This is a genomic window from Janibacter corallicola NBRC 107790, from assembly GCF_001570965.1.
In the GTDB taxonomy this organism is placed as follows: domain Bacteria; phylum Actinomycetota; class Actinomycetes; order Actinomycetales; family Dermatophilaceae; genus Janibacter; species Janibacter corallicola.
In genome coordinates this window covers 19492-44600 of the sequence record NZ_BCSR01000025.1, presented here as the reverse complement: position 1 = coordinate 44600, position 25109 = coordinate 19492, and the positions used below count along the sequence as shown (strand labels likewise).

The following is a 25109-nucleotide window of genomic DNA, read 5'->3' as shown; positions in this document are numbered from 1 at the left end:
ACGGGCGCTCTCGGGCGTTGCGCACACCGGGACGAACATCAGCGACCCCGAAGGGACATCCCATGACGGAGAACGCGCAGGACCGCACACCCACGCCGGACCACGCGGAGGACGGCGCCTACTTCCCCTCGCCGTACTCCCTCTCGCAGTACACGGCACCGACGACCGACTACGACGGCCTCGCCACCGAGGAGACGTACACCGGTGGCCGGTGGAAGGTCCTCGTGGTCGTCACCGACGAGCGCTACATGCGCATGACGAACGGGACCTTCTTCTCCACGGGCAACCACCCGGTGGAGACCCTCCTGCCCATCCACCACATGGAGCGGGCCGGCTACGGGATCGACGTCGCGACCGTCAGCGGCGGGCCCGGCAAGTTCGAGTGGTGGGCCTACCCCAGCCGGGACGAGGCGGTGCAGGCCGCCTGGGAGGCGACGAAGGGAGACTTCAAGGCACCCAAGAAGCTCGCCGACGTCGTCGCCGGTGGCCTGGACGACTACGCGGCCGTCTTCGTGCCCGGCGGGCACGGGGCCATGAACGGCCTCCCCTCCAGCACCGACGTGCGGGACGCGCTGGACTTCTTCGTCGGCCACGACCGGCTCGTGATCACGTTGTGCCACGGGCCCGCCGCGCTCCTCGCCGCCGGTCTGGGGCGCGAGGCGAACCCCTTCGCCGGCCACCGGATCGTCGCCTTCCCGGACGCCCTGGACGTCGGTGCGAACATCGAGATCGGGTACCTGCCGGGAGAGCTGCCGTGGACGCTGGGCGGGCGCCTGGAGGAGGACGGCATCGAGGTCACCAACGGTGACATGACCGGTGCCACGACCCGGGACCGCAACCTGCTCACCGGCGACAGCCCACTCGCGGCACACCGGCTGGGGAAGGAGTCGGCACTGGCGCTGCTGGAGAAGTTCGGCCGCTGAAGCCGTCCCGCTCGGTGCCCGGTCCGGCAGACCGTATCTCGCCCGGGCGGTCAGGGCCGCAGGTCGAGCTCGCTGACGACACGGGCGATCCTCGCGCGCCCCTCGTCGGGGACCGGCTGGATCGGCAGCGGCAGACAGCCGCGCTCGGCATGGCCGAGGTGCTCGGCGATCGCCGCCATGACGCGCAGGCTGCCCCCGAACTGCGCGAACAGCTCCCAGAGCGGGGCGAGTCGCTCGGACTCCGCCACGGCATCGCCTGCCCGGCCCCGCTGGGCGTCCCGGGTGATCTCCAGCGCCGGCTCGGGCAGGGTGCCCCCGAGGACGGAGTACCAGGCGTCGCACCCTGCATTGAGGCCGGTCGCGGCCGAGGCATCGCCGGAGACGCCGATCGTGACGTGCTCGGGGACGACGGCGCGCAGGGCGGAGACGTGTCGTCGTGCCGCCTCCGCGTCGGCGGGGACGCCGGGAATCTTGATCGAGGCGACTCCGGGAAGCTCGGCGATGCGGGCGTAGAGCTCCCTGGAGAAGGCGAAATGGGTCGTGCCCGGGTTGTCGTAGACGATCACCGGCAGGTCGCTCGCCTCGGTGACCGCGCGGAACAGCTCGAAGACGTCGTCGTGCGTCAAGGGTTGGTAGGTCATCGGTGCCAGCAGCACCCCGTCGGCGCCCGCCGCTGCCGCTGCCTCGACGTGGGCCAGGACCTGGGAGGTTCGCAGCGCTCCCACCCCGACGACGACCGGGACATCACCGGAGTGCTCGACTGCGAGCCTCGCGACTCTCGCTCGCTCCTCAGCGGTGAGGTACGCGTAGGAGCCCGTCGAGCCGAGCGCGGTGATCGAGTCGACGCCTGCACGGGCCAGGCGCTCGACGAGCGACACGAAGGAGCGCTCGTCGAGCGCATCCTCCTTCAGCGGGGTCAGGGGGAAGGCGCTGAGACCGGTGAACACGTCCACACTCTCCTGTACCGACGACGATCCATCACCCAGCATGCACGCTCGTCCGGGGACGGCTCGTGGTCCCTCGAGGTTCAGGCGGTGATGGACGGCAGCGCCCCCGCGGGCGGGAACTCCTCGCGGACGTGGTCGGCCAGCTGCTTCATCAGCCACAGGTCCATGCCGCCGCCGACGGCGCCCCCGACGAGCGGGACCGCCCGGCCGAAGCGGGCGAAGGCGCCCTTGCCCGCCTGGGAGAGCAGCCGGAAGCCGACGGCCTTGTTCACCACCATGAGCGCCGGACCGGGCAGCTGGTCGGCGGCCAGGCCGGCCAGCCGTCCTCCGGGCACGGCCATCCCGGCCTTGGCCATGAGGTCCTGGGCGTCGGCCCCGACGAGGCTCAGCAGGACGGCCGAGCGCACCTCCCGCTGCGCCAGGTCGTAGCCCCGGATCCGCGCGACCGCTGCCGCCATCCGGGTGGCCAGCACGTAGAAGCCGGCGACATTGGCCGGCATCGCGACCACGAGGGTGGTGAAACCGCCGAGGCTGGTGAGGAAGCCGGAGCCGGTGGCCAGCTTCAGGTGCCGCGCGATGACGTCGTCGACCGCCTTGTCGGGGTCGCCGCCCCGGGCGGAGAGCGCCTCGTCGGCCACGACGGTGGCCGAGTGGAAGCGCCCACGACCGTCGATACCGACCTCGAGCAGGCTGGTGACGAGCCGTGTCGCGGCGGCCTCGATGCCGCCCTTCGGCTCCGGCCCGCGTGCCTGCTGCAGCGCCGTGTGGCGTCCGCCGCGGCGCTCGCTGCGTCCGAAGATGCCCATGGTGTCCTCTCGTGTCGCCGGCCTGGTCCGAACTGCCGGTCATCCTCCCACGCGGACCGGTAACGTCACTGCCCGTGCAGGTACAGCGGGTGGGCGCGGTCGTCCTCGGGGTCGGCGGTGTCGCCGCCGTGCGCTCCCCCGACGGGTCCGTCACCGAGTGCGCCGACCCGGCCGAGGCGGCCGCGGCCATGACGGAGGGCACCCGGTGGGTGACCTGGTCCGCGGAGGCGATCGCGCCGCTGGTGACGGCACGCGCACCGCTGGACCGCACCTGGGACCTCGCGGAGGCCCACCGGCTGCTCCACGGCGGCTGGGCCGCCGACCCGACCCTCGTGTGGGCCGCCGCCCACGGGCTCGACCCCTCGGCTGCCCCGAGCGTCCCCACCGGGGACCTCTTCGACCTGCTCGCCGAGGAGACACCCGCCGAGGAGCTGCTCGTCGACGGCCACCTGCGCGGGGACGCCGCGACGGGCGCCTGGCTGACGACCGCCGGGCGCTGCGCGACCTTCGCCGCCGCGGCGCTCGAGGTCGCCCGGATCCAGCACGAGGCGCTCTCCGCCCGGGGACCACGGGCCGTGAGCACGGCCCGTGCCGAGTCCGCCGCGGCGGTGCTGTGCGTGGAGCTGGAGCAGGAGGGCCTGCCGATCGACCGTGCGGCCGCCCGGGAGCTCGTCACCGACGCGGCCGGGCCGGAGCCGCGCACGATCGAGGAGGAGCTCGCCGCCCGGGAGGTACGCGACCGTCCGGTGCTGGCCGCGGTGCCCGGCATCGGGTCGGTCGACCTGCGCAACCCCGCCGCCGTGAAGACACTCCTCTCCCGGGCCGGGGTGGAGGTCCCCTCGACGCGGCGGCACGTCCTCGAGGCCAATGCCGGCGCGCACCCAGTCGTGCCCGCCCTGCTGGAGTGGCGCCGGCGCGAACGCATCGCGACGACCTACGGCTGGCGCTGGCTGCGCGAGCACGTCGGCACCGACGACCGGCTGCGTGGTCGCTGGGCCGCCTGCGACGGTGCTGCCGGGCGGATGACCGCCCAGGCCGGGCTGCACAACCTGCCGGCCGAGCTGCGCCCGGCGGTGGCGGCGGATGCCGGATGGGTCTTCGTCCGGGCCGACCTCGGTCAGGTCGAGCCCCGGGTGCTCGCCGCGGTCTCCGGGGACCGGGCCTTCGCCGCCGCCACGCGTGCGGACGACCTCTACGCCCCGGTCGCGCAGCACCTGGGGGTGGAGCGGGCGATCGCGAAGGTGGCCGTGCTCGCGGCGATGTACGGGCAGCGCTCGGGGCAGGCGGCGGAGGCGCTGCGGGGGCTGGAGCGCGCCTACCCGGTGGCGATGGACCACCTGCAGCGGGCGCAGGAGGCGGGGCGTCGCGGCGAGACGGTGCGCACCTTCGGCGGGCGGCTCGTGCCCACCGACTTCCCCGGCTCGTCGGAGGCGTCCCCGGAGACGCTCGCCGCGGCCCGTGGCCGGTTCGCGCGCAATGCGGTGATCCAGGGCTCGGCGGCCGAGCTCTTCAAGGCGTGGGCCGCGACCGTCCGGGTGGCGGTGCGCCCCCTTCGCGGCCGGATCGTGCTGTGCCTGCACGACGAACTGCTCGTGCACGTGCCCGCGGAGCACGCGGACGAGACGGCGGCCGTCGTCGACCGGGCGCTCGGTGACGCCGCCCGGCGCTGGCTGGGCAGCGAGGAGGTCCACTTCGTCGCCGACACCTCGGTCGTGCGGCGGTGGTCCGAGGCGACGTAGCGGCCCTCAGGCCTCCGGGTCGTCCACGGTGCGCAGGAAGTCCTCGAACTCCGCGCCGAGCTCGTCCGCCGAGGGCAGGTTCTGCCCTTCCGCGGCGAGCAGGCTGGGGCGCTCCAGACCCCGCAGGTGCACGTCGTACTGGCGTTCGAGGGCCTCGACGGCCTCCTTCACCTCGCCGTTCTCGGCGACCTCGCGCTCGATCTGCAGCCGGCCCTCGCGGGCGGCCTCGGCGAGCGCGTCGTTGGGCAGGTTGAGCCCGGTGAGGTCGACGATGGCGTTCAGGGCGGTCAGGGCCCCGTCGTGGAAGGTGGACTGCGCGAGGTAGTGCGGCACGTGGATGCTGAAGCCGGCCGCGTCGCGACCGGACTCCCCCAGCCGCATCTCGAGCAGTGCGGCGAGGCTGGCAGGCACCTGCACGGTGCCGAAGACCGGCTTGTGCTCGCCGATGAGCCGCTCGTCCGAGCCGTGCACGGTCATGCCGATCGGCCGGGTGTGCGGAACCGCCATCGGGATGCCGTGGGCGTGCACCGCCAGGCTGATCCGGAGGGTGTCCATGATCTCGGTGACCGCCTCGACGACGGCCTCCCAGCGGTAGTCCGGCTCGGGGCCGGCGAGGACGTAGTACGTCTGCCCGTCGCGGTCGAGCAGGTGGTAGAGGATCAGCGAGGGGTCTTCGTAGTTCGTGTACCGGTTGGCGTCGAAGGTGATGACCGGGCGCCGGCTGCGGTAGTCGACGAGGGAGTCGACGTCGAAGGACGCCACGACGGTGGGGTCGCCGGCCTCGAGCAGGTGGTCGACGAGGAGGCGCTGGGCCATGCCGGCGTCGAAGTAGCCGTCGAGGGCGACGATCATCGGCCCGGGCTGCAGCAGCGCCGGGTCGGTGTCGGCCTCGTAGCGGTAGAGGCGCGATTGCTGCACGGTGATCCTCCTGATCTGTGGTGCTCTCATCATGTCAACGGGTGGCACCCCTGCGCCATTCCCCGGGGAGTGCATCGCCTTACGTGGGGATCGCCCTGATGGCGGCCCGGACCCGCTTGGCCGAGACCGAGTACGCGGTGCCGAGGCCCTGGGCGAAGAGCGAGACGCGCAGCTCCTCGATCATCCAGCCGATGTCGCGGACGTCCTGCCCCTGCCGGCGAAGGGGGTCCAGCGCCTCGAGCAGGTCCGCGTAGGCGGACTCCACGGAGTCCACCGCCTCCATGTGGCAGGCGTCGCGGCGGGGGTTCTCCGCCGCCTTCTCCAGGCGGACGGTGATCCCCCGCAGGTACCGGCGCAGGTCCGGCAGTCGCGCCAGCCCGGTGTCGGTGACGAAGCCCGGCCGCACGAGCTGGTCGAGCTGGGCCCGCACGTCGGCGACGGTGGCCGAGAGTGCCGGTGCCTGCATCCGCTCCAGCAGCGCGAGGACCTCGGTGCGCAGCCCGAGCACCGGCTCGATCTCGGCGACGATCGTCAGCACCCGTTGGGCCGCGTGGGTGCGCACGGCCGCGAGCGCCTCGTCGTAGTCGGACCGGCTGCGCACCGGCCGGCCGACGTGCTGGGTGACGATGTCCTCGACCGCGGCGGCGAGGGCGTCCTCGAGGAGCGCGGGCACCGAGCCGTGCGGGTTGTCGGCGAGAGCGAGCTTCTGGGCATTGGTCAGCCGGGCGAGCACCCGCTTCCAGGGCGGGGTGGTGTTCAGCAGGAGCAGCCGACGTACGCCGGCCCGGTGGGCGGCGGTGGCCTCCTGCTCCTCGGGGAGCACCCGGAGGGCGACGCTGCCCCCTTCGTCCACGAGCGCGGGGTGGCCCAGCACGGTGTGCCGCCCGATCGTGGTCTCGAAGGTCTGCGGCAGGTCGCCGACGTCCCAGTCGGTCAGCCCGGAGCGCTCGATGGAGGCACCGGCCTTGGACACGCCCTGCTGCAGGTGCCCGGCGAGCTCCTCGCGCAGGCCGGCCAGGTCCTGCCCGCGGCCGAGCGGTCGGCGGCGCTCGTCCTCGACGGCGAAGGTGACCCGCAGGTGGGACGGGACCTTGGACCAGTCCCACTCCCCCTCGTCGATGCGGATGCCGGCGCGGCGGCCGAGGATCCTCGAGAGCTGGCTCGTGATGGAGGTGCCGGCCTGCGGGTCGAGCTCCTCGAGGGCGGCGCGGGCGGTCTCGGGGGCGGGCACCAGGTGGCGGCGGGTCGCCTTCGGCAGCGACTTGATCAGGGCGGTGACCAGCTCCGCGCGCAGCCCGGGTACCTGCCACTCGAAGCCCTCGGCGCCCACCTGGTTCAGCGAGGTGACGGGCAGGTGGACGGTGACCCCGTCATCGTCCCTGCCCGGCTCGAACTGGTAGCTCACGGCGAGGTCGCCGCCCTCGCTGGTCCACCGCCGCGGGTAGTCCCGGGTGTCGACGGCCTCGGCGCCCTCGCGGGTGAGCAGCTCCTCGGTGAGGGTGAGCCGGTCGGGGTCCTCGCGGCGGGCCTGCTTCCACCAGGTGTCGAAGTGCGCTCCGGAGACGACCTCCTCGGGGATGCGCTCGTCGTAGAAGGCGACGATGTCCTCCTCGTCGACGAGCAGGTCGCGGCGGCGGGCGCGCTCCTCGAGCTTCTCCAGGCGCCGGATGAGGCGGCGGTTCTGCTTGAGGAAGTCGTGGTGGGCCTCCCAGTCGCCGGCGACGAGGCCCTCCCGGATGAAGAGGTCCCGGCTGACGACGGGGTCGATCGTGCCGTAGGCGACGGGCCGGCCGATGACGAGCGGCACCCCGTAGAGGGTGACCCGCTCGGTGGCCAGGACGGCGGCGGCCCGCTTGGACCAGCGCGGCTCGGAGTAGGAGCGCTTGACCAGGTGGGCGCCGGCCCGTTCGGCCCACGAGGGGTCGATGCGGGCCGTGGAGCGGGCCCACAGCCGGGAGGTCTCGACGAGCTCACCGGCCATGACGAAGGGGGGTTGCCGCCGGAAGTTCGTGGTGCCCGGCTGGATGGAGAAGTGGGCCCCCCGGGCACCGAGGTAGTTGCGCTTGTCCTCGTCCCGGACGCCGACGTGGCTGAGCAGCCCGGTCAGCAGCGCCCGGTGGATGGTGTCCCAGTCCGGCTCGGCGCCCGGGGCGGAGGTGCGCCGGCGGGTGTCGATGCCGACCTGCTTGCCGGCCCGCACGAGCTGGTGGTGCAGGTCCTGCCACTCGCGGACCCGCAGGTAGTGCAGGTACTCCCGCTTGCACATCCGCCGGAAGGCGCTGCCGGAGAGTTCCTTCTGCCGGTCCTCGAGGTAGGTCCACAGGTGCCACCAGGCGGCGAAGTCGGAGCCCTCCTGCCGGAAGCGGGCGTGCTGCTGGTCGGCCTGCGCGCGCTTCTCGGTGGGGTGCTCCCGCGGGTCCTGCACCGACATGCCGGCGACGATGACGAGGACCTCGCGGGCGCACCCGAGCTCGTCGGCGGCGATGAGCATCCGCGCCATGCGGGGGTCGAGGGGCAGGCGCGCCAGCCGCCGGCCGGTCCGGGTGAGGCGCCGGTCCCCCTTCGCCGTGCCGACGGAGAAGGCGTGCAGCTCCTGGAGCAGGCGGACACCGTCGGTGATCTGACGCGGGTCGGGCGGCTCGACGAAGGGGAAGCGGGCGACGTCGCCGAGACCGAGGGAGGTCATCTGCAGGATGACGCTGGCGAGGTTGGTGCGCAGGATCTCCGGATCGGTGAACTCCGGCCGGCCGAGGTAGTCCTCCTCGGAGTAGAGGCGGATGCAGATGCCCTCGGCGATGCGCCCGCAGCGACCGGCGCGCTGGTCCGCGCTGGCCTGCGAGACCCGCTCGATGGGCAGCCGTTGGACCTTGGTGCGCTGGCTGTACCGGGAGATGCGCGCGGTGCCGACATCGATGACGTAGCGGATGCCGGGCACGGTCAGCGAGGTCTCGGCGACGTTCGTGGCCAGCACGATCCGCCGGCCCGGGTGCCCGGCGAAGACCCGGTGCTGCTCGGCGGAGGAGAGGCGGGCGTAGAGCGGGAGGACCTCGGTCTCGGGCAGCTTCATGCCCTCGAGGGCGTCCTGGGCGTCGCGGATCTCCCGCTCGCCGGAGAGGAAGACGAGGATGTCGCGGGGGCCGCCGGGGTCCGGCTCGGTCCACAGCTCCTCGACCGCCCGGCAGATGCCGGTGACCTGGTCGATGTCCTCGTCTCCCCCGTCGCCCTCGCCCTCCAGCGGCCGGTAGCGGACCTCCACGGGGTAGGTGCGTCCGGAGACCTCGAGGACCGGTGCGGGCTCCTCTTCCTGCGCGAAGTGCGCCGCGAAGCGGTCCGGGTCGATCGTCGCCGAGGTGATGATGACCTTCAGGTCGGGGCGGCGCGGGAGGAGCTGGCGCAGGTACCCGAGGATGAAGTCGATGTTGAGGCTGCGCTCGTGGGCCTCGTCGATGATGATCGTGTCGTAGCGGCGCAGGTCGCGGTCGCGCTGCATCTCGTTCAGCAGGATGCCGTCGGTCATCACCTTCACGGCCGTCTCGTCACTGCTGCGGTCGGAGAAGCGCACCTGGTAGCCGATGAGGCCGCCGAGCTCGACCTGCATCTCCTCGGCGATGCGCTGGGCGACCGAGCGGGCGGCGATCCGGCGGGGCTGGGTGTGTCCGATCTGCCCGGTGGTGCCGCGACCGATCTCCAGGGCGATCTTCGGCAGCTGGGTGGTCTTGCCGGAGCCGGTCTCCCCCGCGACGACGATCACCTGGTGCTCCCGCAGCGCCTCGGCGATGTCGTCCTTGCAGGCGACGACCGGCAGCGCCTCCGGGTAGTGCAGGTCCGCCGCCGTCATGGGTTCACGGATGGCGGCGTCAGACATGCACCCCACGATATCCACGGTCCCTGAGGAGGTCGCGAAGCGACCGTCTCGAAGGGTCAGAAGTCCACCGAGGCCACCGGCCGGGTCGGGGTGCGCAGCGCGGCATCGAGCTCGGCGGCCGCCCCGGGCCGGTGCTCGAGGACGTGACCGGCACGCACCCGGGCACCGACGCTCTGGTCACCGAGGCACAGCGCGCCGAGGTCGGCGATGTCCAGGGTGAGTTCCGCCGGGCCCTCGGTGGGGCGCAGCGAGCCGCTCCCCTCCGTCGCGCTCCAGTGCCAGGTGCCGGCGTTCTCCGGGAGGTGCTCGTCGCTGACCCTCAGGTTCAGGTCGAGGTCGGCCGCGTGGCCACGGTCCGCCACGGCCCTCGGCAGGTCCGTGACCCTCAACCAGAGGTCGTCACAGATGCCGCTGCCGTGCGGCCGCTGCGTCGACTGCCAGAGCAGCAGCGGGTCGTCGGTCGCGGTCCAGTACACGGTCTCGCTCATCAGGTCGAAGCTCGTCAGCCGCCGTCCGAGCGCGAGCCGGGCGCCCGCGTCGAGGTCGAGGACCCACGAGACGTCGAGCCTCCCGTCGGGAGCGCCGCGGGACCACGTGGGGTGGCGCCGGAACCACGCGCACCCGACGTCCTCGCCGTGCCGGGTCGCCCAGAGCAGGTGGGCGGGCTCGCTGCCGACGCGGGTCTGCGGCACGTCGCGCAGGATGCGGGCGAGATCCTCGGCCGAGCGCAGCACGTGCCCGGCAGCCAGGCCGCCGCAACGACGGGCCAGCGCGAGGACGCGCTCGGCCTGCTCCGGCGCGCAGCGGCTCGTCCGGGTGCTCGTCGCGGCGGCGAGCTCCTCGACCTGCGCCGGCGCCTCGAAGCGCGCCCCGGCGGGGAAGGTCTTCATCAGCTCGTGGGTGGCCGCGCCGTACCCGAAGCGCCCGTAGATGGAGGCCTCGGAGGCCTTGAGGATGCTGATGGCCCGCCCCTGCTCCTCCCGGACCCAGCGCAGATGGTGGCGCATGAGGGCGGTGAGCACCCCCCTTCGCCGGAAGTCGGGGTGCACCCCGACCCACGTGAGCCCCTCCGCGGGGCGAAGGGAGGCACCACCTCCGGTCGCGGGGACGGAGACCTCGACGTCCCACGATCCGGCGATGCCGACGTCCTCGCCGTCGATCGCGGCGATGAAGCCGGCGCGGGTGGGCACGTCGCGCAGGGCCTCCTCGCGGGGGACCTGCTGCGGATCGGACCAGACGAGCTGGTCCATGTCCAGCATCGTGGCGGCGTCGGTGGGGTCGATGCGGCGCACCCGGATCTCGCTCGGCATGGCCTCAGGTTCGCACCGGCCCCGGGACGCGGCAACGGAATTATCGACGCCTGCCCGCCTGCTGCTCCCGCTCCTCCCGTGGGTCGGTCAGGCCCTGGTTGGCCAGCTGCCGCCGGGCGCTGTCGGCATTCCTGGCCACCCGCGCGGCGTGGCGGGCCGAGTGCCCGGTGACGACGACGGCCGACCCGGCCCGACTTCCGGCGACCGCGAGCACGTCCTCCTCGAACTGCTCGAGCTGGCTGACGCCCGTCATGTCCCGGACCTTCTGCGAGGTCTTCTCCGCCAGGTCGTGCTTCGCCCGCTGTGCCGCGGCCCCGATCCGGGTGCGGGCGCCGGTGACGTCGCGCAGTCGGCGCCCGGCGATCGGGCTGGCGAAGGCCTTCCCGGACGGGTAGCGGGCGCTGGGCGGCGGGTCGGTCCAGCGGTTCCTCGGGGCGGGCGCGGACGTGGCCTTCTTCGCCCGCGCGATCGCCGCGATGCCCGCGATGTCGATGACGTCCACGGCGGTGCCCGTGGCGGAGACGCCCACGTCGCGCCAGCTGCCCTCGTCGTAGACGATCTTGCGCCCCGTCATGCCGATCGCCTCCGCCGCGCCGGCCACCCGGATCGGCTTGTTGATCATGCCCAGCGGCGTCGAGCGGGCCGAGGTCCCGAGGTTCGTCAGGCCCTCGAGGGAGTCATAGCCCTTGGGGTCGGCCAGCTCGGGCAGCAGGTCGACCAGCCGGGCCGCGGCCCGCTTCTCGTCCCCGAGCGCCTCGTCGCTCTCCCGCTCGAAGCTGCCTGCCGCCGCCTGCGCGGCGGCAGCGGCCTCCCCGCGCTCGACGGTCAGGCGCGGCCGGTCGGGGTGCTCCGCGGGCAGCTCGGCGAGCTGCTCGTCACGGGCCTCGTGGGTCCGGCTGGCCTCGGCGTGGCGCTCGTCCAGGTCGCGCAGCCGACGCTGGTTGTCCTCCAGGCGGTCCGCGTAGGGGCCGATCACCGCGGCGGCGTCGTGCAGCCGGGCGCACACGAGGTCCAGGTCCCCAGGGGTGGAGCCGACCTGCGTCGCGAAGGTCTCCCCGGCCGGTGACTCCCACACCCCGTGGGTGGAGACCGTGCGTAGCAGTCGCACCACGACGTCGATGTTCTCGGTGACCGTGCGCAGCTGGTCCACTTCGTCGCGCAGTCGCTCGGGGTCACCGGTGGCGATGTCGTTCAGGTCGTGCAGGCTGCTCACAGCAGCCCCCGGTGCCGCTGGTCGATGACGTCCTCGGTCTCGAGGTAGCAGGCACCAGCGTCGTGGGCGAGGTCGCGCAGCCGGCGCAGGTCCTCGCAGATGGTCCGGCGGGCGAGCTCGTAGTCCCCGAGCACGCTGTCGTAGGCCCCGATCGCGGTGGCGTCGACGAAGCCGTAGGAGTCCCCGGACTCCGCCCGGGTGCCCGACGCCCGCTCCTGCAGGTAGTCCGCGATCTCGCCGAGCCGGTCTCCGAGACCCGCGACGCCCTCGCTGCTGATCCGCATCGCCATGGGCCCACGCTAGAACGAAACGCGGACGGGGCCCGTGGGGTTGTCCACAGGCCCCGTCCTTCGCCCTTCGCACCTCAGGGACCGGCGCTTGCTGAGGTGCGAGGAGCGCCAGCGACGAGCCTCGAAGCCCAGGGACCCCCGGTTGCTGAGGTGCGAGGAGCGCCAGCGACGAGCCTCGAAGCACCGGAACCGCTACTTCGCGGCGGCGAAGCCCTCCTCGAGGTCGGCGATGATGTCCTTGGGGTCCTCGAGCCCGACCGACAGGCGCACCAGGCCGGGGGTGACGCCGGCGGCGAGCCGGTCCTCCTCCGGACCCTGGGAGTGGGTCGTGGAGGCCGGGTGGATGACGAGGGAGCGGGTGTCACCGATGTTGGCCAGGTGGCTGTGCAGGTTCAGGCCCTCGACGAACTTCCTGCCCGCCTCGACGCCGCCCTTGATCTCGAAGGAGATCACCGAGCCGGCACCCTTCGGCGTGTACTTCTGGGCCCGCTCGTAGCTCGGGTTGTCCGGCAGCGAGGCCCACGTGACCTTCTCGACCTGGTCGTGCCCGCCGAGGAACTCGGCCACCGTGCGGGTGTTGTCCAGGTGACGCTCCATGCGCAGGCTGAGGGTCTCGATGCCGGTGCCGATGAGGAAGGCGTTGAACGGGGAGATCGCCGGCCCGAGGTCGCGCAGCAGCTGTACGCGCGCCTTGAGCACGAAGGCGAGGTTGGCGCCGAGCGCCCCGTTCGCGCCCAGGTCGATGCCGTAGCGCAGCCCGTGGTAGCTCGGGTCCGGCTCGTTGAAGCCGGGGAACTTCTCCGGGTCGGCGGAGAAGTCGAAGTTGCCGGAGTCGACGATGACACCCGCGATCGAGTTGCCGTGGCCGCCGAGGAACTTCGTCGCGGCGTGCACGACGATGTCGGCGCCGTGCTCGATCGGGCGCAGCCCGTAGGGGGTGGCGATCGTGTTGTCGACGATCAGGGGCACCCCGGCCTCGTGGGCGACACCGGCGACCCCGGCGACGTCCAGCACGGTGGCCTTGGGGTTGCCGATCGTCTCGCCGAAGAAGGCCTTGGTGTTCGGCTTGACCGCGGCCCGCCAGGCGTCGAGGTCGTCCAGGTCCTCGACGAGGGTGACCTCGATGCCGAACTTCGGGAGGGTGTGCACGAACAGGTTGATCGTCCCGCCGTACAGCGCGGCGCTCGCGACGACGTGGTCACCGGCCTCGGCGATGTTCTGGATCGCCAGCGTGGTGGCCGACATCCCGGAGGCGGTCAGCAGGGCGCCGACTCCCCCTTCGAGTGCGGCGATCTTGTTCTCGACCGCCTCCTGGGTGGGGTTGGTGATCCGGGTGTAGATCGGACCCAGCTCGGAGAGGGCGAAGCGGTTCGCCGCCTGCTCGGTGTCGTCGAAGACGTAGGACGTCGTCTGGTGGATCGGCAGCGCCCGGGATCCGGTGCTGGGGTCGGGGGCCTGGCCGGCGTGGATCTGCTGGGTGGCGAAGCTCCACGTGGACGGGTCGGACATGACGTGCTCCTGTCGTTACTGCGCGCTTGCCCGTGGCGGTTTGCCACGGACCAGGTCTCCTCCCGGGGCACCCCACCGCGTGTGGAGGGTTGCCGGCCAGCAAGCCGGGGCTTCGCGCTGGCGCTCAGGACCTGCCCTGATGGTAGGCAGCGACCACATCGCGGGCGGGACGATCTCAGTATTCGGGCGAAGGGGGCGTCTCCCCCGCCCGACGGCGCACCCGGTGGATCCACCACAGCCCGACGAAGGGCAGCACGAGCGGCATGAACCCGTACCCGGAACCGAAGTGGGACCAGACCGTCTTGTCGGGGAAGAGCTCCGGGACGAGGTAGGACAGGGCGCCGACGGAGAGCACCCCGATGGCCTCGACGACGATCGCGGTCGTGGCCACGCGGGCGGCGCGCTCGCCCCCCTTCGCCAGGGCGGTGGTGGCGACGATGTAGATGACGGCCGCGAGCGCGGAGAGGCAGTAGGCCAGCGGCGCCCGGTCGAAGTAGTTGGTGATCTGCAGGATCGAGCGGCCGGTCGCGGCCAGCGCCAGCACGGCGTAGACGGCGACGACGACGCGGCCGGGACCGGTCCCGGTGTGCAGGTCAGGCCGGGCCACTGGTCTGCCAGATCTGCAGGATGCGGTAGGCCATGACCCCGACGGTGAAGGCGCCCGCGACGATCACGCCCATGGCCCAGCGGGTCTTCTCCTTCAGGGCGATGAAGACGACGATCGGCGGGATGATCGGCAGCGTCAGCGCGTAGGCGAGCATCGTGGCGCCCTCCCCAGCGCCGCTGACCTGCCCCTGGACGATCGCGGTGACCACGATGAGGACGAGCAGGACCAGCTCGACGATGACGCCGATGAGGAGCATCAGGTCGTCGACGACGCGGTCCAGCGCCGCGTATGCCGCCGCCTGGAGGCCCAGGATCGAGACCGCGATGATCGCGATGGTGGTCAACGGCACAAGCACCGGGCAAGGATATCGACCGGCCCGGCTGCGACGATCACCGCATGAGTCCCGATCGCCTCTCCGCCCACGAGCTCATCGAGACCGTCGTCGACCCGGGCAGCTTCGCCTCCTGGGACCGCCCCGTCGGGACCGCCGGGCTGAGCCGGGAGTACCGCGAGTCCCTTGCGCGCGCGGCCGAGCGCAGCGGGACCGACGAGTCGGTGCTCACCGGGCGGGCCACGATCCGGGGGCACGAGGTGGCGATGATCGTCGGGGAGTTCCGCTTCCTCGGTGGCTCGATCGGGCGGGCCGCGGCCGGTCGGGTCGTCGCGGCCGTCCGCCGAGCCACCGCGGAGGGTCTCCCCCTCGTCGCGGCCACCGCGAGCGGCGGCACCCGGATGCAGGAGGGAACGCCCGCCTTCGTCACGATGATCGACATCACCGCGGCCGTCGTGGCGCACAAGGCCGCCGGCCTGCCCTACCTCGTCCTGCTGCGCCACCCGAGCACCGGCGGCGTCTTCGCCTCGTGGGGGTCGTTGGGCCACATCACGATCGCCGAGCCCGGGGCCCTCGTGGGCTTCCTCGGCCCGGCGGTCTACGAGACGGTGCACGGCGAGCCCTTCCCCGAGGGGGTGCAGGTCGCGGAGAACCTCGTCGAGAAGGGCATCGTCGACGCGGTCGTGCCCACCGACGAGCTGGCCGCGATCGCCTCCCGGGCCCTCACCCTGCTCTCCGGCACGGCGAAGGGGGCCCGGCCCCCGGCCCAGCCCGCGCCCGGGGCGGCGATCACCCCCTTCGCCTCGCGGCCGGAGCCGACGCAGGAGGAGATCGACGCGCTGTGGTCGGCCATCGAGGTGACGCGGCGGGCGGACCGCCCCGGCGTGCGCGAGCTGCTGCGGCACGCCGCCGAGGACGTCATCCCGCTCAACGGCACCGGTGAGGGCGAGGCGGACAGGGGCGTGCTGCTCGCCCTGGCCTCCTTCGAGGGGCGTGCGTGCGTACTCATCGGCCAGGACCGGCGTCACCAGCTGACCGAGTCGATGGGGCCGGGTGCGCTGCGCGAGGCCCAGCGCGCGATGCGGCTGGCCACCGAGCTCGACCTGCCGCTCGTCACGGTCATCGACACCCCGGGCGCCGACCTCTCCCCGCACGCCGAGGAGGGGGCGCTGGCCGGTGAGATCGCGCGCTCGATCGCGCACATGACCACGCTGACCGTCCCGACGGTCTCGGTGCTCCTCGGTGAGGGCACCGGCGGGGGCGCCCTCGCGCTGCTGCCGGCGCGGCGCGTCGTCGCCGCCGGCAATGCCTGGCTCTCCCCGCTCCCGCCGGAGGGTGCGAGCGCGATCCTCTTCAAGGACGCCGAGCACGCCGCACTGCTCGCGGCCCGGCAGCGGGTCGGCGCGGCGCACATGGCCGAGGACGGCGTCGTCGACGTCGTCGTGCCGGAGTCGCCTGCGGCGCACGAGGACCCGGAGGGATTCGCCACGGCGATGGGCGCCGTCGTCGCCGAGCAGATCGCGCAGCAGGGCCGGGGTGACGGTGCCGGCGGGTCAGCCGACGGCGGGTAGCTGCTCCCACCGCGGCATCTCCATCACGCCGCGGTCGGTCGCGAGGTAGGTGCCGACGAGCCGCACGCCGTGGCGACGGCTGGCGGCGATGGCGGCCTCGTGCCAGGAGCGTGCCCGGTCGTCCGGCTCGTGACCGTACGGGCGGCCGAGGGCGACGACGATGGTGCCGAGGTGGTCGCCCAGCTGCTCAAGGAGCAGGTCGAAGACTCCCTCGACCTCCCTCCGGCCCGGGAGGTCGCCGACGTCGTCGATCGTCAGGGGCTGCACCATGCGGGCCTCGGCGTCGCAGAGCAGCACGCAGATGCAGCCGCTCTCGCGGTCGGTCTCGCGCACGACGAGGTCGACGACGTCGCGGGCGATGGTCGGGTCGGTCAGGGATCGGGCGGGCCAGTCATCGGGCAGATCGTTGAAACTCATGGCGGTCATGCTGCCGGGGATCGGGCCGTCCACAGCTGCCGTCGTCCACAGGGTCCGACGACGTGCCCGGCGAGTATCCTCGGGCGCGACGGGCAGGGCCGCCCACCCACGACGTGCTCCGCCCGGTGACACCTTCGAGCCCCACAAGGAGCGACCACGTGGCACTCAGCGTCTTCGACCTCTTCTCCGTCGGCATCGGCCCGTCGAGCTCGCACACCGTCGGCCCCATGCGCGCCGCCGTGCAGTTCGCCGAGCGGCTGCGCGAGGAGGAGGTCCTGGCGCGGGTGCGGCGGGTCAGGGCCGAGCTCTTCGGCTCGCTCGGCGCGACCGGTCTCGGCCACGGGTCGCCCGCAGCCGTGAAGCTCGGGCTCTCCGGCGAGCGGCCGGAGGTCTGCGACCCCCGCGACGTCGGCGACCTGCTGGCACGGATCCGGGAGCACGACCGGCTGTCGTTGCTCGGCGAGCACGAGATCGACTTCGACGAGGACGAGGACCTCGTGCTGCACCGGCGCAAGAGCCTGCCGCTGCACCCGAACGGCATGATCTTCACCGCGTGGGGTGAGGGCGAGGAGCCGCTCAGCTCGCACACGTACTATTCCGTCGGCGGCGGCTTCGTCATCGGCGAGGACGCCTCCGGCTCCACCCGGATCGTCGCGGACTCCACCTCCGTCCCCCACCCCTTCACGACCGGCGACCAGCTGCTCGCGATCTGCCGGGAGACCGGCCTGTCGATGGCCCAGGTGATGCTGCAGAACGAGCTCGCCTGGCGCTCCGAGGAGGAGGTCCGCTCCGGCCTGGTGCACCTGTGGTCGGTGATGAGCCAGTGCATCGACAACGGGATGAGCACCGAGGGGGTCCTCCCCGGCGGGCTGCGGGTCCGGCGCCGGGCCCCCGAGCTGTACCGGCGGCTGCGCTCCGAGGGCTCGAGTGACGACCCGCTGCGGGGGATGGACTGGCTCACGCTGTACGCGTTGGCCGTCAACGAGGAGAACGCCGCCGGCGGCCGGGTCGTCACCGCGCCGACGAATGGTGCCGCCGGGATCATCCCCGCGGTCCTGCGCTACTACCTGGACTTCGTGCCGGGCGCCGACGAGGAGGGCATCTGCCGCTTCCTGCTGACCGCCGCCGCGATCGGCGTGGTCTACAAGGAGAATGCCTCGATCTCCGGCGCCGAGGTGGGCTGCCAGGGAGAGGTGGGCTCGGCCTGCTCCATGGCCGCGGGGGCGATGGCAGCGGTCCTCGGTGGCACCGCCGCCCAGGTGGAGAACGCCGCCGAGATCGGCATGGAGCACAACCTGGGCCTGACCTGCGACCCCGTCGGCGGGCTCGTGCAGATCCCCTGCATCGAGCGGAACGCGGTCGCATCGGTGAAGGCGATCACGGCGGCGCGGACCGCCCTTCGCGGCGACGGCTCGCACGTGGTCTCCCTGGACAAGGTCGTCAAGACCATGCGCGAGACCGGCCGCGACATGAAGGTCAAGTACAAGGAGACGGCCCGCGGCGGGCTCGCCGTCAACGTCATCGAGTGCTGACGGGCGCCCGCCGCGGCGGCCTCACTTCTTGGACAGCTCCCAGTCGCCGCCGCCCTGGACCGCGATGTACTGCGTGCCCGACTGGACGGTGACCGTGCCGTCGTAGTCCGAGGGCTCGTTGAGGATGCGGTCCGGGGAGCCCCCTTCGGAGTCGAAGCCCACGACCTCGAAGGCCCCGGTGGCCACCGAGTCGGAGCTCTTGTACTTCACGCTCAGGTCGGCCTTCGAACCGTCCCAGGCGAAGACCTTGGCGCCCTGGCCGGTCTGGCTGTCGCCGAACTTGGGGGCCGAGTCGAGCTTCTCGAAGGTGACGCTCCACGGCGCGTCGGTCTCCATCCGCAGGCCCGCGGTCGGGTCGCCGTAGGTCGAGAGGTTGTAGACGACCGTGCCGTCGGTGGCCCCGATGGTGTTGAGGATCAGCTCGCTGTCCTTGCCGTTGGCGTCGGTGCCCCAGATGACGAAGTTGCTGTCGCCCTCGTAGTGGACCTTCATCAGCGCGGGTCCGTCGACCTCGGGCGCGGGGAGCTCGTCGTTGCCCTGGCCGGTGTACTTCTTGCCGAACGTGGCCTTGCCCTGGTCCTTCTTCTTGTCCTTCTTGTCGTCGGAGGTGCTCGAGGAGCTGGACTCATCGGTGCTCGAGGAGCTGGAGGAGTCGTCGCTGGACTCGGAAGAGCTCGAGGAGGAGTCGGAGGACTCCGAGGAGCTGCTGCTCGTGGTCTCCTTGCCCTCGTCGTCACCGGAGAGCATGAAGTAGCCGAGCCCGCAGAGCGCGAGGACGACGATGACGACGCCGGCGACGATGGCGATGATCAGGCCGGTCTTCGGCTTAGAGGGCGGGGTGCCCCCTGCGGCCCCGTACGCCGGCTGGGCGCCGTAGGCCTGCTGACCGTAGGGGTCCTGGCCATACCCCTGCTGACCGTAGGCCTGCTCGCCATACGGGTACTGCTGGCCCTGGGCCTGGTCGCCCGCACCAGCAGCGCCGTAGGCTCCGGCTGCGCCCGCGGCACCAGCCGCTCCAGCGCCGTAACCCTGGTCCTCCCCGCGGTGGACCGCCTCGGTGGGAGGAGCCTCCTCCTCGGCGGTCGGAGCGGCGTCCTGACGGGTTCCCGTCCCCGCGGCATCGGGCCCGGGCTGTCCGGTCGCGAAACCCTCCGGCGGGGGTTGGCGGTACTCCGTCCACCCGTTGCCGTCCCAGTATCGGATCAACCCCTGCTGCTCCGGGTCGTCATACCAGCCTGCTGCCCAGTTGCTCACAGGGAGCCCCCTCCTATTGCGGTGCCACGAAAGTCATTCTTCCCGCGCGAGACTACAAGGCGCGCACCCCTGCGGCACGAGCAGTACTACCCATCGGGGTGTCGTCAGCTCCCGGTGACCGGCTGCAGGAGTGCCCGGGCCACCTGCTGCTCCGCCCGGGCGATGGCCGCCTCGTCCGCGACGACCACGAGACGGTCGGTGGCGCGGGAGAGGCCGACGTAGAGCCGCGCTCCCGGGTGCCGTCCTCGTTCACGCACAGCACGACGACACGGCGTTCCATCCCCTTCGCCCCGAGGACGTGGCCGAAGAAGACGTCCTCGTCCTCCCAGAAGGTGCGCCAGTAGCCCCGCTGCCCGAGGTCCTCCTGCCGCTCGACCTGCACCGGGTGACGCCGGCCGGTCGTGAGCAGCGCGATGTCCTCCGGCCCCCATCCCTCGTCGAGGAGGAGGTCGACCTGGTCGTCGGCCACGGCCAGCGCCTCCTCGGTGCCGGTCTGGACGAAGGTGACGGCCGGGCCATCGCCGCCCTCGAGCCGCATGCGCAGCGGGGCCAACGGCTTGAAGACCCCGGCGATCTGCTTCGTGTTGCGCAGGTTGTGGTCCAGGACGAGCGGCACGAGCGGGACCGGTGGTCGGCCGAAGCGGTTGAAGAGGCGCTGGTTCTCGTCGGAGTAGATGAACAGGCCGCCGTCGGTCTCGTCGGTGAGCGCGGCGATGAGCGGGCGCCACCACGACTCGGCGAAGTCCTGCGCCTCGTCGACGACGAAGGAGTCGTAGCGCTCCCCCGGCGGCAGCTGCGCCGCGCGCTCGGCCATGAGGCGGGGCAGCGTCTCCTCCCAGTAGTCGGGATCGTCGCGGGAGCCGGAGGCCAGGCCCCAGCGGTTGGCGAGGTCCTCGAAGGTACCGACGAAGGCGGGGCGCTGCCGGTGCGGCCACGTCGCGACCTCGCGCTGGAAGTGGGTGGCCAGGCCGATGGAGTAGCACAGCAGGGCGACCCGCTCGGGCTTGCGGCCGTCGCGGCCGGCGGCGAGCTGACGCGCCTGGGTGAGGGCGAGGACGGTCTTGCCGCTGCCGGCGCCGCCGCGGATCTCGAGGCGACGCAGCAGCCGGGTGACGCGCAGGATCTGGCTCTGCTCCTCGGTGAGGCGGTCGGCGCGGTGGGCGCGCTCGTTCGCCTCGTCCACGAGGCTGCCGGCGGCATCGACCCCGCGAGCGGTGAGGATCGAGACGAGGAGGTCGCAGTCGTCCGCGGTCGGGACGCGGCGGTGGGTCTCGAAGCCGAGCGGGATGTCCGCGAGCCGGGTGGCCAGCTCGGGCAGGTCCTCGCGGTCGTGGAGCATCCACCGGGGGCAGTCCGGCAGGTCGAAGTCGATCCCCAGGCCGACGAAGGGGGTGACCACCGCGTGCGCGAACCGCACCTTGCCCCGGGAGGGGTGCGCCCACCTGGGGTCGGACTCGACGTACTGGCAGATGGCGTACTTGGCCTGCCGCACCTGCTCGACCGGGTCGATCGGGACCCGCCGCTGGTCGCGCATGATGGTCCACCGACCGTCCTCGACCTGCAGCCCGGCTCCCTTGACCTCGACGACGACCACCCCGACGTCGGGTGGCGATGAGCGTGTCCTCCGGACGGAGGGTCGCGCGGAGTCGCTCCCACACGACCTGCTCCGACTCGGTCTGGAAACGCGGGTCCTCCGGGGACAGCTGCGGTGCCATGTCAGCGGAGCGCCACGACCGCGCACACCGCGCCGACGAGCAGACCGAGGACGACACCGACCACGGCACCGACGAGCAGCGTGCCGCCGACGGTGAGGAGGAAGGAGGTCGGTCCTCCGGTCAGGAGCAGGCTCTGCAGGACGGCGTGCACGAGGCACCCGGTGACGACGGCGACGACCGTCGTGGCCCACGCGCCGGTCGCGACGCGGCCCGCGCCGCGCGGTGTCCGGGACATCCACGTGGCGAACACGAGCGGGATGGCCAGCGCGCCGAGCGACCGGGCCGCCCAGTGCGCCCACGAGGGGTCCTCGGCGAGCGGGAGGCCGAGGGTCGGCAGGGGGCCGGGCACCTGGATGCCCTCGAGCAGCGCGAGCGGCGGTGCCTGCGCGACGGTCCACAGCCGGACCGCAGGCACTCCGAGCACGAGGACCACTCCGAGCAGGACGACGACGCCCGCCCACGCAGGTCGCTCGCGCACCGCACCTTGAGCCATCACACGCCGTAGCGTATGGCCGGATCCGCGTGTTGTGGTGGAAGGAGAGGAGACGACGTGGTTGACCGGGGGCTCCCGCGAGGTCCGGGGAGTCGACGATCGCGACGGTGGACGCTCGGGATCGTCGTCGCGCTCGTCGTGGCGGGAGTGGTGGTGTCCGGGGTCCGGTCGGCGACGAGCCCGGACGAGGTGCCGACCCTCACCGACGACGAGGGCCGCGCCCTGGTGCTGCGCGGCTTCTCGACCGCGGGCAGCGCCAAATCGTCCCCGGACGGTCTGCCGACGTTGCGACCGCGGGACGTCTCGCGGGAGAACGCCGACATGGGCACGAACTTCGTGCGCTTCCTCATCTCGTGGCGGGCGGTCGAACCGCGGCCCGGTGAGTACGACCAGAGGTACCTCGACGACGTGGCCGAGCGGGTCGACTGGTACGCCGAGCGCGGGTACCACGTCATGCTCGACATGCACCAGGACCTGTACGGGGGCGGGATCGTCCCTGGCGAGGCTCTCGGGAACGGCGCCCCCGCATGGGCCACGTACACCGACGGGCTGCCGGTCGGCCAGCACGACATGTGGGAGCTGTACTACCTCGAGCCGGGTGTCGTGCGTGCCTTCGACAACTTCTGGAACGCGACCGGCGCCCACCCCGAGCTGCAGGAGCACTACGTGGATGCCTGGAAGGTGGTGGCCGAGCGGTTCACGGACGAGCCCGCCGTCATCGCCTACGACCTGATGAACGAGCCGTACGGGGGCAGCCTGCAGGGGCCGGCCTTCGAGGCGGGACCGCTGACCTCGCTCTACCAGTCGATCACCGACGAGATCCGCACCGTGGACGACTCCACCTGGCTGTGCCTCGAGCCACAGGCGATGGGCGTCAACTGGGCCACCCCGACCGGCCTCGGGCCCGTCGACGACCCGCGCGAAGGGCCGGCGCGCATCGCCTACTGCCCGCACCTCTACCCCCTTCCGATGGACGTCGGCGGCGGGTACACCGGCACGACGAAGGCCCTCGTGGACGGGACCGTGCGGACGTGGCTGGGCAACACCATGCGCACGGCCGAGCGGCTCGGCGACGTGCCGGTCGTCCTCGGCGAGTTCGGTCTCGACACGACGAAGCCGGGGGCGCTGGAGTACGTCGACGCGGTCTACGACATGGCCGACGAGCACGGCTTCGCCATCGCCTACTGGTCGCGTGACCCGGGCACGTGGGGCCCGTACGACGCGAAGGGGGAGCCCCGCAACCTCGTCGACGCGCTGGATCGTCCTTACCCGAGGTCGGTGGCCGGGGAGATCGGCTCGATCGAGGCCGCCGAGGACGGCCTTGAGTTCGAGGTTCAACCGTCCGGTGACCGCGTGGCGCGCGTGTACCTGCCGCCGGACTTCGCGGCCGGGGCGGGCCGACCCGAGGTCACGGTCAGCGGCGCCAAGGTCACCGGTTGGCACCGTAAGGAACGGGAGCTCGAGCTGACGGTGGATACCGGCGCGACCGAGGTGGAGGTGCGGCCTGGGTCGTAGCGCTCGCCGGCCCGAAGGGCGTCGGGTCAGTAGGGCGGCTCCTCCGCGAAGGCCGCCACCAGCTCGTTCGCCCCCCTGGGAGGGGGCGAACCGGGGGCGGCGGCCCCGTCCCCTTCGTCGGTGTGCACCCACTGGGCCGGGAAGGTCATCGCCGGTACCCCGGCCGGCGTCACCCACTCGGCCGTGCCGTCATCGTGCAGTTGGTGGGTCCAGCGGGGCGAGTGCTTGAGCAGGTGGTGGTGACGGCAGAGCCCGGAGAGGTTGGTCGGCGTGGACTCCCCCTTCGGCCACGGCGTCGCGTGGTCCAGGTCGGCGCCGTACCCAACCCGGTCGCGGCGGATACGGCGGCTGCACCCCCACATGCGGCAGGTCTCGTCACGGGTGGCGACGAACTCACGCATGGACTTGGTGGCCACGTAGCGCGCGTTGCTCGTCTCGACCAGCGTCCCGGTGCGGGCATCGAGCAGCGCCCGGGAGATCTTGGTGTCGAGGTTGGACATGATGGCCGCGACGACATCCGGCGGGACGTAGCCGACCCCGGGGATCTCGGTGCCGCTGATCCAGCAGTGCGGCCCGCCCGGGCCCAGGGTGCTCGGCACCTGAGACGAGGCCGTGTCCCCCGCCCACTCCTCGGCGATGACCTCGACCCGGTCGACACCGTCCCCGGTGACGAGCCGCGAGGCATCCCCTTCGCCCCCTTCGCAGGGGGCGAAGCCGATCCGGGAGGCCGCGGAGGTGATCACCGGGATCCCCAGCTGGACCTGCGCGGTGACCGAGACGTCGCGCAGGACGAGGTCGGCCAGACCCCAGGCCCGGGCGGCGCCGACCCGCAGCTCGGGGTCGGCCTCCTGGCGCAGGCGGGCGGCTTCGTCGACGGCCGCCTTGATGGCGGCGGCCATCTCCGAAGGCAGCGTGGCGGTGAGGTCACTCGTCCCGACCGGCCCAGGCTGCACCCCGACGTCGAGCTGGTGGCGGCGGTTGCGCCGGGCCTTCTCCTTGAGCAGCTCCGGCTCGGCCCGGGCGAGGATGCGCCGGATGGCCTTGCGCAGGTCCCGGTCCTCGAGCTCGGTGATGCGGGTGGACGCGGGTCGACCGCGCAGCGGCGCCAGGAGGTGGTCGAGCACGGCCCGCACGGACTCCGGTGCGGCGTCCTCGGTCTCCTTCGCGACAATGCCCAGGGCCCGCACCCGCAGCTCGCCGTCCGCGACAAGGTCCGCCAGCTCGACGAGATCCGTCACGGCCCGGGCAGCGAGGTCGCACAAGGTACCCGCCTCGTACGGTCCAGCGCGCACCGCGACACCGACTGCCTCGACCGCAAAGTCAGCCACCTCCCCCAGCTCCAGGTGCACTCGTCGGTAGATGCCGTCGTCGCCGCGCTCCTCACCCCAGCGGACCGCCTCACCGATCGTGGCCAGCTCCAGCGCATCCGCCACGCGTCGCAGCCGCTCGGTCGCCTGCAGCACCTCGGTAAGGACTCCCTCGTCGGCATCCTCCCCGCGATGTCTCACCCGCCGCCGCGCCTTGCGCACCCGCTTGCAGGACTTCTTCACCGTGGTCAGCTCTTCTTCGAACATGTGTCCATGGTGGCGCGAGGGTCCGACAACGCACTGGCGTCGGCGCTGCCTGTGGACCAGGGTGGCGAGGTAGCGAAGGCAGGTGGGTGACCGCACGACGTCTGGGGGATCGACGAGCCGAAGCACGGCCTCCGTCGCCCACCACCGCGACGAAGCGTCACCATAGGCTCACGCTCGTGAAGAAGAGCCTCGACGTCGTCGGTGCCGTCATCGAGTCGGCGGATGGGATCCTCTGCGCCAAGCGTGGCCCAGCCGGTCCTCTCGCTGGCTTGTGGGAGTTCCCCGGGGGGAAGGTCGAGTCGGGCGAAACTGCCCGCGACGCCCTCAGACGAGAGATCGCTGAGGAGTTGAGCTGCGAGATCGAGGTGGGCGATCCGATCACCACCACGCGGCATGAGTACGACTTCGCGATCGTCACGCTGCAGACATTCTGGTGCTCGCTGACCACGGGTCTCCCCCAGCTGTCCGAACACGAGGAGATGGCCTGGCTGCGGGCAGACGAGCTGCCTCCCCTGGAATGGGCACCCGCAGACATCCCCGCTGTCTCACTCATCTGCCAAGCTCGCGCATGTGGGTGATG

Annotated in this window: 21 protein-coding genes and 1 riboswitch; of the genes, 6 read left to right on the top strand and 15 right to left on the bottom strand. The window is 72.4% G+C overall.

What is annotated here, in order from left to right:
• The first annotated feature begins 62 nt into the window (after window positions 1-62).
• Window positions 63-923, top strand: coding sequence for a glyoxalase III HchA (gene hchA, locus JCO01S_RS10120; RefSeq protein WP_084342822.1), 861 nt, complete (start codon window positions 63-65; stop codon window positions 921-923).
• Window positions 924-973: 50 nt separating this feature from the next.
• On the opposite strand, the gene JCO01S_RS10115 is transcribed toward hchA, so the two are convergent.
• Window positions 974-1870, bottom strand: coding sequence for a dihydrodipicolinate synthase family protein (locus JCO01S_RS10115; RefSeq protein ID WP_218002259.1), 897 nt, complete (start codon window positions 1868-1870; stop codon window positions 974-976).
• 80 nt (window positions 1871-1950) lie between these two features.
• Window positions 1951-2676: a hypothetical protein gene (locus JCO01S_RS10110; RefSeq protein ID WP_068254781.1), complete on the bottom strand. Its 726-nt coding sequence runs from the start codon at window positions 2674-2676 to the stop codon at window positions 1951-1953.
• A gap of 74 nt (window positions 2677-2750) precedes the next feature.
• Here JCO01S_RS10110 and JCO01S_RS10105 point away from each other — a divergent pair, with 74 nt between their 5' ends.
• The gene (locus tag JCO01S_RS10105) at window positions 2751-4415 is read left to right on the top strand and encodes a DNA polymerase (RefSeq protein WP_084342821.1); all 1665 of its coding nucleotides are present in this window, start codon (window positions 2751-2753) and stop codon (window positions 4413-4415) included.
• 6 nt (window positions 4416-4421) lie between these two features.
• On the opposite strand, the gene JCO01S_RS10100 is transcribed toward JCO01S_RS10105, so the two are convergent.
• The 8 genes from JCO01S_RS10100 to JCO01S_RS10065 form a co-directional block, all read right to left on the bottom strand.
• The gene (locus JCO01S_RS10100) at window positions 4422-5333 is read right to left on the bottom strand and encodes a proteasome assembly chaperone family protein (protein ID WP_245634399.1); all 912 of its coding nucleotides are present in this window, start codon (window positions 5331-5333) and stop codon (window positions 4422-4424) included.
• 79 nt (window positions 5334-5412) lie between these two features.
• Window positions 5413-9198 carry an ATP-dependent RNA helicase HrpA gene (gene hrpA / locus JCO01S_RS10095; protein WP_068254778.1) on the bottom strand — a complete coding sequence of 1262 codons (3786 nt, stop codon included), beginning with the start codon at window positions 9196-9198 and terminating at the stop codon, window positions 5413-5415.
• A gap of 56 nt (window positions 9199-9254) precedes the next feature.
• Window positions 9255-10508: a GNAT family N-acetyltransferase gene (locus JCO01S_RS10090; protein WP_068254775.1), complete on the bottom strand. Its 1254-nt coding sequence runs from the start codon at window positions 10506-10508 to the stop codon at window positions 9255-9257.
• Window positions 10509-10548: 40 nt separating this feature from the next.
• A complete protein-coding gene (locus JCO01S_RS10085) occupies window positions 10549-11721 on the bottom strand; it encodes a hypothetical protein (protein WP_068254773.1) in 1173 nt (390 codons plus the stop codon).
• Window positions 11718-12011 (bottom strand): hypothetical protein, encoded by a 294-nt coding sequence (locus JCO01S_RS10080; RefSeq protein ID WP_068254770.1) that lies wholly within the window; start codon window positions 12009-12011, stop codon window positions 11718-11720. The genes JCO01S_RS10085 and JCO01S_RS10080 overlap by 4 nt, the downstream gene beginning before the upstream one ends.
• Window positions 12012-12203: 192 nt before the next feature.
• A complete protein-coding gene (locus JCO01S_RS10075; RefSeq protein WP_068254767.1) occupies window positions 12204-13520 on the bottom strand; it encodes a bifunctional o-acetylhomoserine/o-acetylserine sulfhydrylase in 1317 nt (438 codons plus the stop codon).
• Window positions 13521-13537: 17 nt separating this feature from the next.
• A riboswitch (SAM riboswitch) is annotated at window positions 13538-13652 on the bottom strand.
• A gap of 43 nt (window positions 13653-13695) precedes the next feature.
• Complete coding sequence (locus JCO01S_RS10070; protein ID WP_068254764.1) at window positions 13696-14127, bottom strand: hypothetical protein; 432 nt, start codon at window positions 14125-14127, stop codon at window positions 13696-13698.
• Window positions 14114-14482 carry a hypothetical protein gene (locus JCO01S_RS10065; protein ID WP_157074563.1) on the bottom strand — a complete coding sequence of 123 codons (369 nt, stop codon included), beginning with the start codon at window positions 14480-14482 and terminating at the stop codon, window positions 14114-14116. The genes JCO01S_RS10070 and JCO01S_RS10065 overlap by 14 nt, the downstream gene beginning before the upstream one ends.
• A 41-nt stretch (window positions 14483-14523) precedes the next feature.
• On the opposite strand from JCO01S_RS10065, the gene JCO01S_RS10060 reads away from it, so the two are divergent.
• Window positions 14524-16029, top strand: coding sequence for a carboxyl transferase domain-containing protein (locus tag JCO01S_RS10060; RefSeq protein WP_068254759.1), 1506 nt, complete (start codon window positions 14524-14526; stop codon window positions 16027-16029).
• Here the strand turns inward: JCO01S_RS10060 and JCO01S_RS10055 are convergent.
• Window positions 16012-16446, bottom strand: a complete 435-nt coding sequence (locus tag JCO01S_RS10055; RefSeq protein WP_157074562.1) for a hypothetical protein — start codon at window positions 16444-16446, stop codon at window positions 16012-16014. The two genes, JCO01S_RS10060 and JCO01S_RS10055, sit on opposite strands and share 18 nt — an antisense overlap.
• Before the next feature lie 158 nt (window positions 16447-16604).
• Between JCO01S_RS10055 and JCO01S_RS10050 the strand changes: the two genes are divergently transcribed.
• The gene (locus tag JCO01S_RS10050) at window positions 16605-17978 is read left to right on the top strand and encodes an L-serine ammonia-lyase (RefSeq protein ID WP_068254755.1); all 1374 of its coding nucleotides are present in this window, start codon (window positions 16605-16607) and stop codon (window positions 17976-17978) included.
• Window positions 17979-17999: 21 nt separating this feature from the next.
• On the opposite strand, the gene JCO01S_RS16255 is transcribed toward JCO01S_RS10050, so the two are convergent.
• The 3 genes from JCO01S_RS16255 to JCO01S_RS10035 all read right to left on the bottom strand — a co-directional run bounded on the left by JCO01S_RS16255 (window position 18000) and on the right by JCO01S_RS10035 (window position 21443).
• Window positions 18000-19232, bottom strand: a complete 1233-nt coding sequence (locus JCO01S_RS16255; protein WP_068254752.1) for a DUF2510 domain-containing protein — start codon at window positions 19230-19232, stop codon at window positions 18000-18002.
• Window positions 19233-19284: 52 nt separating this feature from the next.
• Complete coding sequence (locus JCO01S_RS10040; protein WP_245634398.1) at window positions 19285-20826, bottom strand: DEAD/DEAH box helicase; 1542 nt, start codon at window positions 20824-20826, stop codon at window positions 19285-19287.
• 122 nt (window positions 20827-20948) lie between these two features.
• Entirely contained in the window at window positions 20949-21443 is a 495-nt protein-coding gene (locus JCO01S_RS10035; RefSeq protein WP_157074561.1) for a hypothetical protein, read from the bottom strand.
• Between the two features lie 150 nt (window positions 21444-21593).
• Here JCO01S_RS10035 and JCO01S_RS10030 point away from each other — a divergent pair, with 150 nt between their 5' ends.
• Entirely contained in the window at window positions 21594-22955 is a 1362-nt protein-coding gene (locus JCO01S_RS10030) for a glycoside hydrolase family 5 protein (protein WP_218002258.1), read from the top strand.
• Between the two features lie 26 nt (window positions 22956-22981).
• On the opposite strand, the gene JCO01S_RS10025 is transcribed toward JCO01S_RS10030, so the two are convergent.
• A complete protein-coding gene (locus JCO01S_RS10025) occupies window positions 22982-24529 on the bottom strand; it encodes an HNH endonuclease signature motif containing protein (RefSeq protein WP_068254744.1) in 1548 nt (515 codons plus the stop codon).
• Window positions 24530-24705: 176 nt separating this feature from the next.
• Here JCO01S_RS10025 and JCO01S_RS10020 point away from each other — a divergent pair, with 176 nt between their 5' ends.
• The gene (locus tag JCO01S_RS10020; RefSeq protein WP_068254736.1) at window positions 24706-25107 is read left to right on the top strand and encodes a (deoxy)nucleoside triphosphate pyrophosphohydrolase; all 402 of its coding nucleotides are present in this window, start codon (window positions 24706-24708) and stop codon (window positions 25105-25107) included.
• Window positions 25108-25109: the final 2 nt, after the last annotated feature.

What these genes read in the sequence shown, in the direction of transcription:
- hchA (WP_084342822.1), top strand. Translation starts at nt 63, where the DNA reads ATGACGGAGAACGCGCAGGACCGCACACCCACGCCGGACCACGCGGAG.
- JCO01S_RS10110 (WP_068254781.1), bottom strand. Translation starts at nt 2,676, where the DNA reads ATGGGCATCTTCGGACGCAGCGAGCGCCGCGGCGGACGCCACACGGCG.
- hrpA (WP_068254778.1), bottom strand. Translation starts at nt 9,198, where the DNA reads ATGTCTGACGCCGCCATCCGTGAACCCATGACGGCGGCGGACCTGCAC.
- JCO01S_RS10090 (WP_068254775.1), bottom strand. Translation starts at nt 10,508, where the DNA reads ATGCCGAGCGAGATCCGGGTGCGCCGCATCGACCCCACCGACGCCGCC.
- JCO01S_RS10080 (WP_068254770.1), bottom strand. Translation starts at nt 12,011, where the DNA reads ATGGCGATGCGGATCAGCAGCGAGGGCGTCGCGGGTCTCGGAGACCGG.
- JCO01S_RS10075 (WP_068254767.1), bottom strand. Translation starts at nt 13,520, where the DNA reads ATGTCCGACCCGTCCACGTGGAGCTTCGCCACCCAGCAGATCCACGCC.
- JCO01S_RS10060 (WP_068254759.1), top strand. Translation starts at nt 14,524, where the DNA reads ATGAGTCCCGATCGCCTCTCCGCCCACGAGCTCATCGAGACCGTCGTC.
- JCO01S_RS10055 (WP_157074562.1), bottom strand. Translation starts at nt 16,446, where the DNA reads ATGAGTTTCAACGATCTGCCCGATGACTGGCCCGCCCGATCCCTGACC.
- JCO01S_RS10025 (WP_068254744.1), bottom strand. Translation starts at nt 24,529, where the DNA reads ATGTTCGAAGAAGAGCTGACCACGGTGAAGAAGTCCTGCAAGCGGGTG.